This window comes from Psychrobacter sp. Cmf 22.2 (assembly GCF_001921745.1).
Taxonomy (GTDB): domain Bacteria; phylum Pseudomonadota; class Gammaproteobacteria; order Pseudomonadales; family Moraxellaceae; genus Psychrobacter.
Genome location: NZ_MRYA01000001.1, coordinates 836,419 through 854,350, shown reverse-complemented (window position 1 = coordinate 854,350; position 17,932 = coordinate 836,419). Strand labels below are relative to the sequence as shown.

Sequence of the window (17,932 nt, the reverse complement as noted above, 5' to 3'; positions counted from 1 at the left end):
ATTACTTAAAACTTACTGGTCAAACAGTTTGAGCAACATGCCAGCTAAAATATCAGCCAAATATAACTATATTGTAGGTCATACGTCAGCTGTTGACGCTTAGCACTCTACAGGCACAAAAAGATGTATCAAAAGTTTGCTTAGAATCTTAATTGTGCGCATAATAGCTCCATTGTAATAACCTACTGTGGTCAAATATGATGAAAATAAAACCTCTTATTACCTCTATGTCTATCGCTGTTATTAGCGCTGGTATGAGTCTCAATGCTCTTGCTGCTACCAATAATGATACGCGCACGATGCCAGTACGCACAGCTGACAAATTACCTGACATTGCTGTACTAGCAAGTCTTGATGTACAAGAGAGTCGTAGCACTTCAATTGATAAAAATAACTCAGTTGCTACGCCGAACATCCAGCCTCAGACTACTGATAGCATGGGTGATCTGATCGATACTAAACAAAAAAATAAAGCACAATCAACAAGCGAGCCAGTCGCTGCGGACAACATGAGCGCAGCCGAGCTGACACGTAAGGACGAGCAATCTGATCGTACCGATGATATTAGTGAAGGTCAGGCGGTAGCAGCTCCGAGCGATATCTCATCTATGGATGCAACAGATCCTTCAACTTTTGAGATGCCTCAGTACGAAAAGAGTCTAGACTTCAATAATGATCCTGCGATCAAAAACATCGAAGACAAAGATGGTAAAAGATATACCACGCTCAACTTGTCAAACTATGCTAAGCAAGTAAATAACGCTACGTGGTCGCCGAACATGAAAGTCAATTCAGCGATGACTATTAAGATGCAAGCATTGCTTGACTGGAACCACGCTTCTCCTGGTCCAATCGATGGTGGCTGGGGCATGAATAGTAAAAAGGCGTTAATCAACTTTCAAACGATGAAAGGTTTGCCAGCGACTGGCACGATGGATCAAAAAACGTGGGATGCGCTAACTAAAAATATCCCTGCCAATAAGCCTGTTCTAGTCACTTACACGTTGACTGATGATGATATCAAAACCAACTTTTTGACCACGCCTTCAGGCTCAGAAGCAAAGTCAAAAGTAAAAGGGTTATATTATCAAGATATTAAAGAGATGCTTGCCGAGCGCTTCCATATGGACATACGCTATCTTGATAAGTTGAATAAAAATAAAAACTATCAAGCGGGCGAAACTATTACTGTACTAAATACACGCAAGCCGCTCAACGAGCGTATCAATCGCGTGGTTGCCGATAAAGCGAGCAAAACACTATATGCTTATAATGGTGATAAGCTGGTTGCTACTTATCCAACGACGATTGGTAGTGCTGCCACTCCTTCGCCACAAGGCACCTTTAAGATCATTAATAGAGTTAAGATGCCATGGTATAAAGCCACTGTCGGTGAAGGCAGCGATAAGAAAGTACATATGTTACCACCAGGGCCAAATAACCCTGTTGGCGTCGTCTGGATGGGTTTATCAAAGCCTTCTTATGGCATTCACGGTTCGCCCAAACCTGAAGGTATCAGTCGCCAAGCATCAGCGGGTTGTGTACGTCTAACCAACTGGGACGTATTAGAAGTTTACGCCAATATCGAAAATGGCGCGACAGTTGAGCTTAAATAAGAGCCGACTAGTTAATATGCTTAGTTAATATTTTAAAAAGACCTTTATCTTAAAGGTCTTTTTTATTATATAAACCAGCAACATAGTTGGTAGTCACGACCTTTTAAGCTTTATAACCTGTCTCATTGCCTGTGATACTACTTATCTTTTTGGTGAAGAATAATGCGACTGGCACTGAGATTAAGATACCAATGACTACAGCAATTTTGATATGCGGTATTTCATTGAATCCTGACACCAATGCTGCAATCATAAGTACGCCGATGGTAACTGTTGCCGTCATTGAGTAGATCATAGAAAATAGTGTCCAGTTCATAACCTAATCCTCATAGTTTGTGTGGGTATATCTCCTTTATACGTTAAATCCACACTAATAGTAAGCTTTTAACATGTACTCGTAGAGCATACATATCGGCTGACTTACTTATAAAACCATGTTACTATAAGGGATTATTTGTCGCTCTATAAAATCTATACCTCCCCTTCTTATTGTATGCATCAATTCTCAGTACCATTCTTATCAACATTGCCTATAAATTACCTATAACATTAGTCATCTGATGTTTTTTAAAATAGTAACTGTTGTCAAAAAACTGCTACGCTCTTCATGTTTTATCATTACAATAGCAGTCCTTCCTTATCTGACTTGCAAAGCCATAATGCCATGACATCATCAATCAATGACTCTTCTGAACCTTCGCCGTCAAAAAAGAACGTATCTGACTTTAAAGACAGTACCGAAAAAAACAGTACCGAAGCTACCGAGACAAAACAGCCATATCCGTCGGACAACGATAATTTGGTTAAAGATGATAGGCAACCTTTAGGTAAAATAAAAGCAGAAGCTAAACATCCCGATCCTGAAATAACCATGAAGTCGCCCAGCCCAGATGTCGTCATCGCCTCTGTCGAAAACGTCTCACCTGAAACAGCGACTGCGACAGCACAAGCTGATGATAAAGATAACAACGGACACCTTACTAATAAAACAGAAGAGACTTCTTCGTCTCAAACGCCTCCTACAATGCCGGCAGAACCCAATAACAACTTATCACCATCTGCGCTAGATTCGGCATTGAACGATGGTGTTGATAGCGATGTTGACTCACATACAGGCGAAGATGAAGATAAAAAGAGCGATACTGACACAGAAGACCATCTAACAGACGATGACAAAGTCGATGAAGTCAAAGAAGAAAAAGAAGAAAAACTTGAGTCTTATAAGCAATTTATAGCAGAGCAATTTAGCAATCAAAAGGTAGACTATCCAAAAGTGCGTCTCACTATTGAGGCCAATGCGTTACCTAGCAAAATGTATTTTATAATGAATACTCTCTCCGCTATCATTGCCAGTTATGGATTGATAACCAATTCAGCGGCTGTTGTTATCGGCGCAATGTTGGTGGCTATGGTGTTAGGGCCTATTACTGGTACTGCATTGGCTATTATTGACTATCGCATGCCGCTACTGCGCAGGACGCTGTTTACCGTTATAGCTGGCGTCTCTTTAGTTATTTTGGTAGGTTTTATTGTTGGCTATATACATCAAGGTCAACCGCTTTCCTCTGAAATTCTCTCGCGTACCCAGCCGACTTCAATGGACTTAATGATTGCTCTCGCTGGCGGTACTGCTGGTGCTTATGCAATGGTCTCACCGCATCTGTCTGTCGCAGTGGTTGGTGTCGCGGTTGCAACTGCTCTTGTACCACCCCTTGCAGCAAGTGGTATCTTATTTGCCAATGGAGAGACCACGTTAGGTTTTGGTGCAGCCCTGCTCGCTTTGACCAACATTATTGCCATTCAGTTTACGAATGCGATGGTGCTTTGGTTTTTGGGCTTTCGTCGTTTGGTCGATGATGACTACAAATCAAGCACCTATTTGACGTTTTTTCGCCGTAATGCCATCGCTTTATTACTATTAGTCGGCTTGGGTATTTATTTGACCATCAACTTAAACGTTAGCGCCAAACAGCAAGCCTTTGAAAATAACGTCAAAGACGCTATTAACAGCCATTTTATGGATAAAGGTAACGTATTAACCAACACGCAATTTGTGAAAGTTGATGGCTATCAGACTGTACGTGCTGTCATTCGTGGCGAAAACAGTCCGACCTCCTCTGATGTACAAAAGATTGAAGCGGTTATCACTCAAGATATGGCAGATAACTTTCCTGATTACTTACCTATCAAGTTACAATTGCGCTATCTGCCTGTAAAAATAATCGAATCTGATCCTCTAATTCAGAATCAACTTGACGAAACGGATGCCGCGATTTTGACTAAGTAGTGTTAAGTCTGAACCTCTTAATACTTATAAAAGCTGTATATAGGTTTGACTGGTGTTTACTAAGCGTCTATTTGTGAATCTTCAACACACCTTATGTGTTTGTGCTAAAATCGCTTGCAAAATTATTTTCTTTATTTTGTCCTTTTTATTTATCTCTATTTGTCAGTAAGGAGCCGCTGTGAGTCAGCCATTTCGCTCAGCCGATATTCGTCAAGCTTTTCTAGATTTTTTTGTGAGCAAGCAGCATACCGTTGTGTCTTCATCAAGTCTCATCCCGCATAATGATCCCACACTGCTATTTACCAATGCCGGTATGAACCAGTTTAAAGAGACGTTTTTGGGCATGGAGCCACGTGACTATACACGTGCTGTATCTTCACAAAAATGTGTACGTGCAGGCGGCAAACATAATGATCTGGACAATGTTGGCTATACGGCACGGCATCATACGTTTTTTGAGATGCTAGGTAACTTCTCATTTGGTGATTACTTCAAGCAAGCAGGCATTGCATACATTTGGGAGTTTTTGACATCTGATGAATGGCTTGGGATAGACAAGGATCGCTTGTACGTGACCATTTATGAAACCGATGATGAAGCCTTTGATATCTGGAATAAAGATATTGGTATTCCTAGCGATCGTATCATTCGTATCGGTGATAATAAAGGCGCACCCTACGCGTCTGATAACTTCTGGACGATGGGCGATACTGGTCCTTGTGGTCCTTGTACTGAGGTCTTTTACGATCACGGTCCTGAGATTGAAGGTGGCTTACCTGGTACCCCTGAAGAAGACGGCGACCGCTATATCGAGATTTGGAACTGCGTATTTATGCAGTTTAATCGTCAAAAAGATGGCACCATGCTGCCATTGCCTGCGCCTAGTGTCGATACTGGCATGGGGCTTGAGCGTATTAGCGCCATCATGCAAAACGTCCATGGCAACTACGAGATTGATTTATTCGTTCATCTGATGGATGCCGCTGCTGATATTTTAGTTATCCAAAATGAGCAGCAGTCATCGCTTAAAGTGATCGCTGATCACATACGTGCAGTTTCCTTTTTGATTGCTGATGGTGTCCTGCCAAGCAATGAAGGGCGCGGTTATGTGTTACGCCGTGTCATTCGCCGAGCTGTCCGCCATGGTAATAAGCTTGGCGCCGATAGCGATTTCTTCTATAAGATGGTCGCGCCACTCGTAGCTGAAATGGGAGAAGCTTATCCTGAGCTAAAGGATAAGCAAAGCGTCATCGAAAACGCGATTCAAAAAGAAGAAACTCAATTTGCCAAGACACTAGCACAAGGTTTACGTTTGCTTGCCGCTGAGCTTGAAGGCCTGCAAGACGGCGATACCCTCTCTGGTGAAGCGGCGTTTAAACTTTATGATACTTATGGATTCCCGCTAGACTTGACGGCTGACATCACGCGCGAGCGTGGTATTGTGATCGATGAGGCTGAGTTCGATGAGCATATGCAAGCACAGCGTGATCGCGCGCGTGATGCTGGCAAATTCGATGTTGATTACAGCAGTGTCATTCAAGTAGAGAGTCCTACTGAATTTATTGGTTATGAGCAATTAGAAGAAGAAGGTGTGACCATTGATGCTCTTTATCAAGACGGCAATCAAGTAGACAACTTGAACGAAGGTATGGAAGGCGTTGTTGTGCTTGATCGCACACCATTTTATGCTGAAGGTGGCGGACAGGTTGGCGAGCTGGGCGAAATTCGTACCGCCTCCGGTGTCTTTGAAGTTCAAGATACCAAAAAATCTGGTCAAGCCATTATCCATTATGGTGTCGTCACTATGGGAGAGGTTGCTACTAAACAAACAGCTGATGCTCAAGTTCTGTCTGATGTTCGTGCCGCTAGTGCCAAAAACCATTCTGCCACTCACCTATTGCATGCAGCATTAAAATTAGTGTTGGGCGATGAGGTTGCACAAAAAGGCTCGCTGGTATCAAGCGATGTGTTACGTTTTGACTTTGCTTATGACAAGCCCGTCAGCAGTACTGAAATAATGCGCGTAGAACGCCTAGTCAATGAACAAATACAAGCTAACGTGCCTGCTTGTATCGAGAATATGCCCATCGATGAAGCGATGCAAAAAGGTGCAGTGGCGCTATTCGGTGAAAAATATGGCAATGACGTTCGCGTCTTAACAATGGGCACAGACAGTATCGTTGACGGACAGCGTCAGCCCTTCTCTATTGAGCTATGTGGTGGCCTTCATGTGCAGCGTACCGGTGATATCGGTGTCTTCAAAATTATCAATGAGTCTGGCATTGCCGCAGGTATTCGCCGGATTGAAGCCGTTACTGGCATGGGTGCGATAAAATATATCCAGCAAAATGATCAGCAGCTGAGCACTTTAGCATCTCAGCTCAAGGTCAAACGTCCTGAAGTAGCCCAGCGTGTACAGACCATGGCAGACAAACAGCGCGACTTAGAAAAACAACTGGAGCGCCTACAACAGAAAATGGCCAGTGCTCAAGCGGCGAGCTTATTAGACAATGTGCAGACGATTGCAGGTACGCCAGTATTGATTAGTACTGTTGAGGGTATTGATGGCAAGTCGATTCGTCCTTTAATGGATGACATCAAGTCCAAACTATCAGACAGCGTAATCGTCTTAGTGGGTGATAAAGATGGACAACTAGCATTGGCGGCCAGTGTAGCCAAGTCAGTCACTGCTCGTATTAAAGCCGGTGACATCGTTCGTCATCTTGCCAGTGAGCTCGGAGGTAAAGGCGGTGGTAAACCTGATTATGCACAAGGCGGTGCACCCAAAACCGATAATACAGGTATAGTCATCAAAGATTTACCAGCGTGGATTGAGTCACAACTTGACTAAAGATGGGCGATATGCTCAGATTTTAGTAGATTATCTGATTGGTTATAACCATTATAACCAATCGCCATGTATCTAATAGCGGTTACGACTTAAAATCAGCGTGCTAGTGTGGTATAAAGTATGGCGGTCAGCTCTTAAACCAGTCTGCCATCAAAAAAATAGACAGCACAGCAGTTTTTATCATCCGGCTTTATCGTTATTAGTATCTACCTCGAGCCATAGGAACAAATAGACTCATTGTAGGTTAACGCTAGCAACTTATAGACAGCCATTGTCGAATAATAGGTAAATTTTATGGCTTTAATAGTCCAAAAGTATGGTGGTACGTCGATGGGCAGTATCGACCGTATCAAAAATGTCGCAAAACGCGTCAAACGTTGGCACGACAACGGTCATCAAGTGGTCGTTGTGGTTTCAGCTATGAGCGGTGAAACCAACCGTTTAATCGATCTGGCTCGTCAAATTAGCACTCAGCCTGATCCTCGTGAATACGATCAAATGGTCTCGACAGGTGAGCAAGTTTCTATCTCACTCCTAGCCATGGCAATCAAAGAGCTTGGTATTGGTGCTCGCTCAATGACTGGTCGTCAAGTAGCGATTAAAACGGATAACGCGCACAATAAAGCACGTATCGAAAGCATTGATGATAAAAACATACGTGAACAACTAGACGCTGGTAATATCGTTATTGTGGCAGGTTTTCAAGGTATTGATGAAGAAGGCAACGCAACTACATTAGGCCGCGGTGGTTCTGATACGACAGGTGTTGCGATTGCAGCTGCTTTGGGTGCAGACGAGTGTCAAATTTATACAGATGTTGATGGCGTCTATACCACCGACCCTCGCGTCACCTCAAAAGCTAAAAAACTTGAAAAAATCACTTTTGAGGAAATGCTCGAAATGGCAAGTCTTGGCTCCAAGATTTTGCAAATTCGTTCAGTAGAATTCGCTGGTAAGTATGGTGTGCCTTTACGTGTACTTTCTAGCTTTGATGAAAATACCGACGGTAGCTTTGATCAAGAATTTCAAGACACTGTCGGCACCCTAATTACGATAGACGAAGGAGACAATATGGAACAGGCAATCATCTCAGGTATCGCATTCAACCGAGACGAAGCAAAAATTGTAGTACGCGGTGTACCTGATCATCCTGGTATTGCCTCTGCTATCTTAAGCCCGATTGGTCGCGCTAACATTGAGATCGATATGATTGTACAAAATCTTTCAGATCAAGGTACAACAGACTTCACCTTTACCGTTAATCGCACTGACTTAGACAAAACTATGAAGGTGCTAAACGACGAGGTTAAAGATGAGATTGGTGCAAAAGAGATCCTAGGCAATAGTGAAGTTGTCAAAGTTTCATTAGTAGGCGTTGGTATGCGCTCGCATGCAGGTGTTGCCAGCTTAATGTTCCAAACTCTTGCTGAAAACAACATCAATATCCAAATGATATCGACTAGCGAAATTAAAGTTTCTGTTTTGATTCAAGATCAGCATTTGGAAAAAGCGGTTAAGTCGTTACATACTGCATTTGGTCTAGATCGTGAAGACGGTGATAGCAAAATTGCTGGGTTATAAAAACAATATAAAACACTAAGCTCTGATGATATAAGCTTTGATCATCATTAGAACCATTAGAAAAACCGTTAAAACTGCGAAGCTGTTTTAACGGTTTTTTATTGAATAGCTATTGATTACTTCTGGTAATTATTTGCTTCAATAAAGACTTTTTGCTCCCCTTTTATCATTTTATTGTTGTCAACGTTAGAATTTATCCAATAGTTTTATGAAAACCCGTGACAGTATCTATTATGCCACCTATAATGGGAACTCATTTGGGCTAAATGAACCTACCTATCATCATCGCTTATTGTGTAACACTTTACCTATAGCATAAGGTACATGTATTACCTTATGGTTATCGTAAATAAGGTTTATGTTATAACGATACAGGGATGATCTGTAATTGAGATGTAATGTAATGAGTAATAATTTTTTAATGCGACATAAGGAGTGTGACGCATGCTAATTTTGACACGCCGCGTGGGCGAGACGTTAATGATCGGTGATGAAGTCAGTGTTACTGTTCTAGGCGTCAAAGGCAATCAGGTACGTATAGGTGTCAATGCGCCTAAAGATATTGCGGTACATCGTGAAGAGATTTATCAGCGTATCCAACAAGAGCGTACAGTACAGTCACAGATGCAGCATCTTGAACAAGGCAATTTTGCGCCTTCATTCGATGACGAAGACTACTTTAATCGCTAATTTAACCTGCTTTGAGGTCATTTACTTATGAGTATCCGCCAATCAGACGTATCGGCTTTGCTTAATGGTTTGAACAAAAAAGCCATTGGATTTAATGATGTTATCAGCTTTATCGATGATTTTTATCGCTATGCGCCAGTGCCATTTGTAAATGGCTTATTGCATAATGACGCTGGCGAAAACGAAGGTAGTGCAAAAATCTTTGGCTTTGCTAAACATCATGGTTTAGATCAATTAGACACCCTAAAGCTTTTCGGTGAGCATTACGAAAAGGTAAAAGCTACGCCAAATGGTACAGACCATGCGAACATTCGTAATTTTCTACATTGGGGCTGGCAAGGTTTTCTAATGGAAACAAATCCGCTAACGTTGCGTCCAAACGTAGATACTACTGCACTATAAGCTATATAGTATTCAGTCAATACAAAGAAGCCACACTATTATGATAGTGTGGCTTTTCTATGTTAAGTTGATTAAGATTGTTCAAACTTATCTCGCTCGATATTACTTAACTTATCACGTTATTTATCACGAAATTTGACAGGCTGAATTGCACCTTTAGGATTAGGCATATTAGGATAATGATGCTCATGTTCCACATCACATTCAGCCCCAATGATTGAACCATCGTCTTTTATGGGTTTATGAATAAATCCAGTACGTTCTGCAGGAGCCAGATGTTCATGCTCCCAAATCATTACTGCCTGCATACAAGTAGCACGCTGTTCAGCGCTTAACTTAGTGCCATCGGCCCATTTACCCAGCTCGATAGCAACGCGGAACTTATCAACCAACTCCGGCGTTAGACTTGCTAAGATTGTTTGTTTATCCATTATATCTACTCTCTACTATTATTTTTAGATATGCTTACTCATCATCTATAGTATCATCATCACTATCAAGGCTAAATTCTTCAGCGTGGACGTTCCAGTGTAGCTTAGTACGGCAGGCTTCATAAAAATCAAAGCCTGGTGGATGCAGTAAAGTCAGCTTGTCTGGATGCTTACGAATGTATAAACGCTGTTCTTGTTCAAGTGGGACGCTCGCTTTGCCGTCTGCACTAACCATTGGCTGCGTACGATTGTCTTCATGAATACGAATACAAACTTCACTATTACCACTGACCACGATCGGTCTGCTCGATAGCGTATGTGGATGCATAGGCACTAGACATATTGCATCCATACTTGGGTGAATAATCGGGCCGCCACCTGACAAGGCATAGGCAGTCGATCCTGTAGGCGTTGCAGCAATCAAACCATCGCTGTGCTGACGATAAACATCCTGACCATCAATTTTCATCTGAAAATCAATCATATGTACCGATTTACCTGCATGCAATACGATATCATTAAGTGCCATATCTTCATGAATGATATCACGTCCTTCTCTTATCTCCATGGTCAATAAAAATCTATGATCAAGCTGATAGTCGCCCATCAACACTTGACGCAGTTTAAAGGCCGCTTCATCAGGCTTTACATCAGCCAAGAAACCAAGTCGGCCACGATTGACCCCTAATACAGGTACGCGATAACGCGCCAGTGCTTCGGCAGCATGTAAAATAGAACCATCTCCCCCTACCACAATGACAAGGTCGCAAATCTCGCCTATCAAACTACGCTTGACGATTTTGACTTTTTCTACTTCAGTCAGATCAAGGGTGGGCAAGTTAGCAGTTTGTACATCCATAATCAACGTCAAACCCATATCATTGATGGTTTGCGCGATTTGAACAAGACTTTGGGTCACGCTACGTTTTCCAGCGCGGCCCATCAGACCAATACGCCTAAAAGCAGGGTTTTTTATAGCATGAAACAGCTCTGATTCGTGCAAATGCGGCAATCTTTCTGACTGCGCTGAGTTTTCCATAAAACGACTCGGTATAACTGTAAAGTACAGAGCAATGATAGCGATAAATGAGCGTTTAAACTAGCATGTTTTATCAATTATCGTTGTTAACTGACACAATCGACCCCATATAATAACTATCGTACGCATTCTTTAGGTGTTTTCTTTTGGCTACTAAATAGTACCGTCTATATTAGTCAATAAGCGATTTGATAATCGCATAAAACCTCTATAGCTAATGCGCAAATGGTGTCACGCAAACACAGTTGACAATAATAACGGTTTTGCTAAAGTAGCTGACATCTGTATTATTTTATTTATATTTTTTATTAAGGATACATGTATGGCCAATCCTATTGTCAGTCGCGCAGAACTTGCGGTCGGCGGTAAGTCGATGACCGTCAAAGGTGTGGTACAAAAGACAACAATGCTATTGGGTTTGTCGGCACTCTCTGGTTTAGGCTTTTTCTTTTATGCCATTGCTGCTGGATTATCTAGTAGCTTTATCTATATGACTGCAATCGTTAGTATGTTTGCAGGCGTCGGCTTAGCATTTTTTATGATCTTTAAGCCTCATATGGCTAAGACCCTAGCCATTCCTTATGCTTTACTAGAAGGTTTATTCTTGGGCGGCATCTCAATGATATTTATGAGCATGTATCCCAGCGTGCCGTTAACTGCATTATGTGCAACCTTTGTCACAGCCGCAGTTATGTTAGGCTTATATCGCTCAGGTCTAGTGAAGGTCACAGATAAATTTCGTTCTATCATGATGTCAGCAGTTTTTGCGATTATGATTTTATACGTTGTGCAGTGGGGCTTTGTGTTGTTTGGCTCAAGCTTACCATTTTTATTTGATGGCGGCATGATTGCTATCGGTTTTAGCTTGTTTGTTATCGTTATCGCCTCATTTAGTCTATTGTTGGATTTCGATAACATCGAGCGCGGTGTTGCTGCTGGCGTTTCTGAAGACTACGAATGGATATTTAGTGTAGGCATCGTAGCGACTTTAGTATGGATGTATATTGAGTTCCTACGTCTGTTAAGTTATCTACAAGACTAACCAAAAGTGATGTTTCATTCAAATTATGTTAAAAAGACCGCCTTTAACAAAAGGCGGTCTTTTTACGGATAAAACTGATGGCTGGTTAAAACTTGAATTACAACGACTAATGCGAACAGACAGATTAGCAAATCAGATAAGCTTGAAGTCACTAGCTGATAACAGCTGTCATATGCAAATATAGGTTAAGCTCGTTTTAAACGCAGCGCATTTAACACCACCAATAATGAGCTTAGCGACATACCGATAGCAGCAAGCCAAGGCGGAACATAGCCTAAAGCTGCTGGTATTAATACCATACCGTTGTAAGCGAGGGCCCAGCGAAAATTTTGTTTAATAATACGTTCAGTTTTATCAGCGATACGTTTGGCAGCAGTAATTGCTCCAATTTGACCGTTCAATATGATACTGTCACTAGATACTTGTGCCAAATCTGCCGCCCCAGCAATCGAGGTCGACACGTCTGCTGCTGCCAACACAGGTGCATCATTAATACCATCGCCGACCATCAAAACGACGGCACCTTCAGCTTGCAGTTTTTGTAAGTGGTTGACTTTATCGGTTGGCGATAAACCGTTGTAAGCAGCTTGCATTCCTAAATCTTTAGCCATTACAAGCGCCTGTGAGCTTGGATCCCCTGTCAACATCACTGACTCGATACCATATTCTTTGAGTGTGTTAAGCATCACTCTGGCATTATCACGTATCTTATCATTGAAGTAAAAACATGCCAGCGCCTGCCACGTACTACTATCGTTTGATTGATACGATAGCACCACCGCAGAGCTGGCACGATGAGCGTCCAAGTTAATAACTGAATCATCGATGGCGCTTATATGACTATCAAAACTATCGTTGACAGAAATATCATTGGCTCTATCTAACGCAAAATCTATATGACCAATACGGTATAAGACGCCTTCAATTGTCGCTTCCACCCCGCCCGCTGGATAATGCTGCAAACCTTGCGCATGCGGTAAGTGTAACTGATGAGCCGCTGTTAGCAATGCATGAGCAATAGGATGACGACTGCCTACTTCTAAAGCGGCAGCAATGGCTAAGAGACCGTTTTTTTGTGAAGCTGGTTCTAGATCATAGCTTTCATTTTGTTGTGCAGAATTCAACAGCTCAATATTCAATAAATTTGGCTTACCATAAGTGAGTGTGCCCGTTTTATCAAAAGCCACATGGGTGATTTCTGCTAGTGTTTGCAGCGTATGTCCACGAGTCGTCAAAAAACCATAGCTTGCCAAGCGATTGGTCGAGACAGTCAACGCAATCGGAGTGGCCAATGACAGTGCACAGGGACAGGTCGCTACTAGAACCGCTACGGTTGCCCAAATTGCTTGGCTTGGATCAACAATATACCAGCCGATAAACACCAACGCCGACAGTACTAAAATGCGCGCCACGAACCAACGTGCCAGCTTATCTGCTTGCTGAGCCAGCTTTGGCTTTTCACTCATAGCACGGTTCATTAGCCTATCAATTAAGCCTATTTGACTGTCTGCTGGCAGTGCGGTAATCAACATCTCAAACGGCTGACTGTCGTTCTGAGCGCCACCAATGATATAGTCACCTTGAGTTTTAGCAATCAAGTTGCCTTCACCTGTTAATAGGCTCTGAGAGACCGTAGCAGTTGGACTTAGCAAAATACCGTCACTAATAATCTCAGAACCCGCCTCAACCATGATGATATCGCCCACTTGTAAGCTATGCGCGGTGACCATCTGCTTTTCTTTATCTTCGTTTGGTCGTTTTAAGAGACCCAAATGTCGATTACGTATCTGCTGCCAGTCTTTAGCAATACGCGAGGTTAGTTGCTGGACATCGTCCTCCATGTTCTGCATAAAGTTAGGTATAGAACTTGGTACATGCTGGTTGGTTGTAGCCTTTATAGCCTCGTTGTCAATCTGATTAGCGAAATTTTTTGCTGCTTTATTAACGTCGACCTCTTCAAGCGCATTTTTCTTTAATTGCTGCAAAATACGTTCGGCAGACTCTTTGTCTTCGGCGACTTTTTGTACCAGTACCGGCTCTACAACGACTAAGTCGTTCGCCATAGTAGCTGCTTTTAGACGTGCATTATGCTCTATATAACGCCCTGCCAATAGAAAGAAAATAAACATACTGACTGAGTCATAGTATGTCTCTCCTTGACCAGTAACAGTAGCATAGAGACTGGTAAAGAAAGTAACAATCAAGGCAATACTGACTGGTACATCCATATTAACTTGGCGTGCACGAATCGCTGACCAAGCCGACGTAAAAAACGGTATGCCTGCATAAAAAAACACAGGCGTACTAACAAACAAAGATACCCAGCGTAAAAAGTCGCGCTGGAATATCAGCATATCGCTATATTCACCAAAATAAATCGCTACGGCATACATCATCGCCTGCATGGAACCCAATGCTGCAATACCAAGCCTTAGTAGCATCTGATTGTTGTGACGTGCCAGCATAGCCTCATGGGTATCTTGCCGATAAGGTTTTGCTTCATAGCCGATCTCATTGATGACAGCTAGGATGCGACTGATAGGTAGCTTGCTCTCATCCCAAATCACTCGCATGCGCTGATTGGTCAAGTTCACCTGACATTTACGAATACCGTCTAATTCATCTAAGCGCGATTCGATCAACCACGTACAAGCGGCACAGCGTAGATTGTTGACGGACAACTCTGCAACTGACATACCATCTTGGGCATAGACAAATTGCGACTTGATTTCATCATTATCATAGGCTTCAAGGCGCGTTAATTGAGTGGGTAGACTGGCTGTCCGGTTAATTTCTGATCGATCAAGGTAATACTGCTCAAGTCCGGCTTCTACGATGCTTTGAGAAGCCAGTTGACAGCCCATACAACACATTTCACGCGACTCACCTAATATCTCAGCATGAAACGGTGGCTGCGGTACTGGATCACCGCAATGGAAACAGTGACCTGCAAGCGGCAATACCAAGCCTTCAGTGATAGAGCGGTCTTCATGGGATGTGATTGTGGGTATTGATGACGAGACACTAGACATAACCGTGCTTACTTCCTTTAGACACACTGCTTTATAGACATTGTGTTGCATAAATATTGCTTGATTTCGACTAAATTTAAGCTTAACAATAACTCAGCAACTATTGATAAAATAACAGCAGATAATCCATACAAAAAACACCATTTTTGGGCGTATAGACTGTTATCCTATATGGCACTCATTAAATAAATTAAAACCTTATAGTCAGTCATATATAAGTTAATGCAGTATTAAAACTCATTCGTTAAATACAGAGTTTTTTGCTGTTTTTAGTTCTGTTGGAATCATATTAGCACTACTACCACGCTTTATTTAATCAATTTATATATTGATATTCAATGTTATACCATTATACACCTTCCTAGCTAAACCCAATAAAACCCTGAGTCGATGATGATAGATTGAAAATTTTGTCAATTTGCGTCATTATGAGGCAGTTTTTTATCCTAATACGGTGCGTTATCAGTGCGAAAATCTAATCCTAAGTTACCTCAGTCTGCTGTAGGCACTCTTCCCTCGCAGCAGCGTGGAATTGTATTCAGTAGTATCCTATTAATCATCGTCATCGCTGGCATGGTTTTATTGGCGCTGTATTTGGTCAAGCTTGACCGTACTATCACTCATAAGTTTGAAGGTAAGCGCTGGGATATTCCTGCCAAAGTGTATTCGCAGCCGCTCGAGCTCTATCAAGGTGCGGCAGTTGACAACAGCATGATGAAGACTTGGCTTGAGCTGCTTAATTATCGTAGCAACAAGGACTATGATCGCACAGGTAGCTTCTATAAATCAGGCAATAACTACTTTATCCATACGCGCGGCTTTACTTATAGTGCAAACGATATTGATAAAGAACAAGTCATTAAGATGACGATTGCAAATAACAAGATTAAGACGATTCAGAGCACTGAACAAAATAAGACTGGCATTATTCGTCTTGAGCCTGTAAGTATTGGCGGTATTTACCCGGATAGCAATGAAGATCGAATGGTTGTCTCTTTAGATGACGTGCCGCAACCATTAATTGATGCCTTAATTGCGACTGAAGATCGTGGTTTTTATGAGCATAAAGGCGTATCTATACGCGGTATCGCACGTGCCGTAATCAACAACTTCTCTGGTGGCTCTATGCAGGGGGGTTCGACTATCACCCAGCAGCTTATCAAAAACTTTTATCTGAATTCTGATCGCACCCTTAAGCGTAAAGCCAATGAAGCACTGATGGCCGTATTACTGGAGCTGCATTATAGTAAAGATGAGATTTTGCAAACTTATCTCAATGAGATCTATCTTGGTCAAAATGGCAATCGCTCTATAAATGGTTTTGGCTTAGCTGCACAATTTTATTTTAACCAACCACTAAATGAGCTTCGGTTGGATCAACAAGCCATGTTAGTCGGTATGGCTAAAGGGCCAAGCGTCTATAATCCTCGCCGCCATCCCAATGATTCAAAAGCGCGTCGTGATGTAGTGCTCAATAATATGCTACAGATGGGTTCTATCAGTCAAGAGCAATACGACACGGCATTAGAAAAGCCTCTTGGGGTTGTAGATAAGCCTGTTGAAGGTAAAAGTCAATTTCCAGACTTTTTGGACATCGTCAAGCGCGAGCTTAATGACGTCTATTACTCTGATGACCTAAAAAACGAAGGTCTTACTATTATTAGTACCCTTGACCCTATTGCGCAACTAGCAGCTGATCAAGCTGTCGACAAAAAACTTGGTGAGTTACGCCGTAAAAGTAGCAAGACTAAAGACTTGCAAGGTGCCTTGGTCAGTGCCAATCCTGAGACCGGTGAGCTAGTCGCTGTCGTTGGTAGTGGTAGCGAGTTTACTGGTTTTAACCGTGCGGTCGATGCCAAGCGTCAGGTTGGATCATTGTTAAAACCTGTTATTTATATGACAGCACTTGAAAGTGGGCGCTACAATTTGGCTAGCCCCGTTGATGACTCTCCGATTACAGTCAACTTAGGGGATGGTAGCAAGTGGAACCCTAAAAACTATAGCGGTCGTGATCATGGCTATGTTCCATTAACGACTGCACTCGCCAAATCATACAATCAAAGCGCCGTACGTTTGGGTATGGAATTTGGTATCGACACATTTGCCAAACAGTTACGTCGTTTGGGTATTGAAGAAAAAATTCCCGCTTATCCCTCAGTACTGTTAGGCTCAGTTAACTTAAGTCCTATGGATATGCTTGGCGTGTATCAAGTCTTTGCAACTGGCGGCTTTCGCACCCCTATTCATAGTATTCGAACCGTCATTGACAATCGCGGGCGAATTTTGCAGCGTACTGGTCTGAACACTCAGCGCAGCATACCACCTGAAACCAATTACTTGACCAACTATGCTTTACAAGAAGTGGTCAAAAACGGTACTGCCAAACGTGCCCAATCACTCGGTAGCAATTTAAACCTAGCGGGTAAGACTGGGACGACCAATGACTACCGTGATGCATGGTTTGCAGGCTATAGCGGCAACTATGTGAGCGTCGTTTGGGTTGGACGCGATGATAACAAACCAATTGGGCTTAGTGGTGGTACTGGAGCATTACCAGTATGGGTTGATTATATGAATCGTATAAAGTTGACGCCTGTCGCTATGGCAGAGCCTGAAGGAATTGAATGGCTATGGCTTGAGAACAACTCTGGCAAACTATCTAATGAACGCTGTGCCTCGGCTCGATACTTACCAGTTCTGTCAGCGCATTTGCCAGAAGAAGCGAGTAGTTGTGCGATTTCTTTATATCAGCAGGAGCAAGCGCGTGGTCAAATACAATGGGAAAACGAGCAAGGGTCGATTAATCAGCAGCGTCAACGTGAAGGTCTAGAGATACCAAACAGTGAGGTAATCGAGCCAAATGCAGAAGGTAATGATAACGACACTCAAAGACGTACAGACACTTGGTACGATCGAGCTCTTGAGTGGTTTTAACAAATTGTTTTTAAGTTGTTGATTCAT

At 42.4% G+C, this 17,932-nt stretch carries 11 protein-coding genes and 1 pseudogene; 8 read left to right on the top strand and 4 right to left on the bottom strand.

Features of this window, described 5'->3' with window-relative positions; translation table 11 throughout:
* Positions 1-197 precede the first annotated feature (197 nt).
* Entirely contained in the window at positions 198-1,616 is a 1,419-nt protein-coding gene (locus BTV98_RS03540; protein ID WP_227511824.1) for a L,D-transpeptidase family protein, read from the top strand.
* A 103-nt stretch (positions 1,617-1,719) separates the two neighbouring features.
* On the opposite strand, the gene BTV98_RS03535 is transcribed toward BTV98_RS03540, so the two are convergent.
* Positions 1,720-1,932, bottom strand: a complete 213-nt coding sequence (locus BTV98_RS03535) for a hypothetical protein (protein WP_075102895.1) — start codon at positions 1,930-1,932, stop codon at positions 1,720-1,722.
* A 348-nt stretch (positions 1,933-2,280) separates the two neighbouring features.
* Between BTV98_RS03535 and BTV98_RS03530 the strand changes: the two genes are divergently transcribed.
* The 5 genes and pseudogenes from BTV98_RS03530 (at position 2,281) to BTV98_RS03510 (ending at position 9,427) form a co-directional block, all read left to right on the top strand.
* Positions 2,281-3,903, top strand: a complete 1,623-nt coding sequence (locus tag BTV98_RS03530) for a DUF389 domain-containing protein (RefSeq protein ID WP_143505604.1) — start codon at positions 2,281-2,283, stop codon at positions 3,901-3,903.
* Positions 3,904-4,081: 178 nt separating this feature from the next.
* Positions 4,082-6,754, top strand: a complete 2,673-nt coding sequence (gene alaS, locus BTV98_RS03525) for an alanine--tRNA ligase (RefSeq protein ID WP_075102894.1) — start codon at positions 4,082-4,084, stop codon at positions 6,752-6,754.
* 294 nt (positions 6,755-7,048) lie between these two features.
* Positions 7,049-8,335 (top strand): aspartate kinase, encoded by a 1,287-nt coding sequence (locus BTV98_RS03520; protein WP_058369060.1) that lies wholly within the window; start codon positions 7,049-7,051, stop codon positions 8,333-8,335.
* A 444-nt stretch (positions 8,336-8,779) separates the two neighbouring features.
* Positions 8,780-8,947, top strand: a pseudogene (gene csrA, locus BTV98_RS03515) (carbon storage regulator CsrA); the annotation flags it as partial.
* A gap of 105 nt (positions 8,948-9,052) precedes the next feature.
* On the top strand, positions 9,053-9,427 hold the full coding sequence (locus BTV98_RS03510; RefSeq protein WP_058368536.1) for a HopJ type III effector protein: 375 nt from the start codon (positions 9,053-9,055) through the stop codon (positions 9,425-9,427).
* Between the two features lie 119 nt (positions 9,428-9,546).
* Here the strand turns inward: BTV98_RS03510 and BTV98_RS03505 are convergent, their stop codons facing one another.
* Together BTV98_RS03505 and BTV98_RS03500 are read right to left on the bottom strand one after the other, a co-directional pair.
* A complete protein-coding gene (locus BTV98_RS03505; RefSeq protein WP_058368537.1) occupies positions 9,547-9,858 on the bottom strand; it encodes a YeaC family protein in 312 nt (103 codons plus the stop codon).
* A 34-nt stretch (positions 9,859-9,892) separates the two neighbouring features.
* Positions 9,893-10,897 (bottom strand): NAD(+) kinase, encoded by a 1,005-nt coding sequence (locus tag BTV98_RS03500; RefSeq protein ID WP_075102893.1) that lies wholly within the window; start codon positions 10,895-10,897, stop codon positions 9,893-9,895.
* Positions 10,898-11,219: 322 nt separating this feature from the next.
* On the opposite strand from BTV98_RS03500, the gene BTV98_RS03495 reads away from it, so the two are divergent.
* Positions 11,220-11,939, top strand: coding sequence for a Bax inhibitor-1/YccA family protein (locus tag BTV98_RS03495; RefSeq protein ID WP_058368538.1), 720 nt, complete (start codon positions 11,220-11,222; stop codon positions 11,937-11,939).
* 185 nt (positions 11,940-12,124) lie between these two features.
* Here BTV98_RS03495 and BTV98_RS03490 read toward each other — a convergent pair whose 3' ends face one another.
* Entirely contained in the window at positions 12,125-14,971 is a 2,847-nt protein-coding gene (locus tag BTV98_RS03490) for a heavy metal translocating P-type ATPase (RefSeq protein ID WP_058369061.1), read from the bottom strand.
* 465 nt (positions 14,972-15,436) lie between these two features.
* Between BTV98_RS03490 and mrcB the strand changes: the two genes are divergently transcribed.
* Positions 15,437-17,905 carry a penicillin-binding protein 1B gene (mrcB, locus tag BTV98_RS03485; protein WP_058369062.1) on the top strand — a complete coding sequence of 823 codons (2,469 nt, stop codon included), beginning with the start codon at positions 15,437-15,439 and terminating at the stop codon, positions 17,903-17,905.
* Positions 17,906-17,932: the final 27 nt, after the last annotated feature.

What these genes read in the sequence shown, in the direction of transcription:
- BTV98_RS03540 (WP_227511824.1), top strand. Translation starts at nt 198, where the DNA reads ATGATGAAAATAAAACCTCTTATTACCTCTATGTCTATCGCTGTTATT.
- BTV98_RS03535 (WP_075102895.1), bottom strand. Translation starts at nt 1,932, where the DNA reads ATGAACTGGACACTATTTTCTATGATCTACTCAATGACGGCAACAGTT.
- BTV98_RS03530 (WP_143505604.1), top strand. Translation starts at nt 2,281, where the DNA reads ATGACATCATCAATCAATGACTCTTCTGAACCTTCGCCGTCAAAAAAG.
- BTV98_RS03520 (WP_058369060.1), top strand. Translation starts at nt 7,049, where the DNA reads ATGGCTTTAATAGTCCAAAAGTATGGTGGTACGTCGATGGGCAGTATC.
- BTV98_RS03510 (WP_058368536.1), top strand. Translation starts at nt 9,053, where the DNA reads ATGAGTATCCGCCAATCAGACGTATCGGCTTTGCTTAATGGTTTGAAC.
- BTV98_RS03505 (WP_058368537.1), bottom strand. Translation starts at nt 9,858, where the DNA reads ATGGATAAACAAACAATCTTAGCAAGTCTAACGCCGGAGTTGGTTGAT.
- BTV98_RS03500 (WP_075102893.1), bottom strand. Translation starts at nt 10,897, where the DNA reads ATGGAAAACTCAGCGCAGTCAGAAAGATTGCCGCATTTGCACGAATCA.
- BTV98_RS03495 (WP_058368538.1), top strand. Translation starts at nt 11,220, where the DNA reads ATGGCCAATCCTATTGTCAGTCGCGCAGAACTTGCGGTCGGCGGTAAG.
- BTV98_RS03490 (WP_058369061.1), bottom strand. Translation starts at nt 14,971, where the DNA reads ATGTCTAGTGTCTCGTCATCAATACCCACAATCACATCCCATGAAGAC.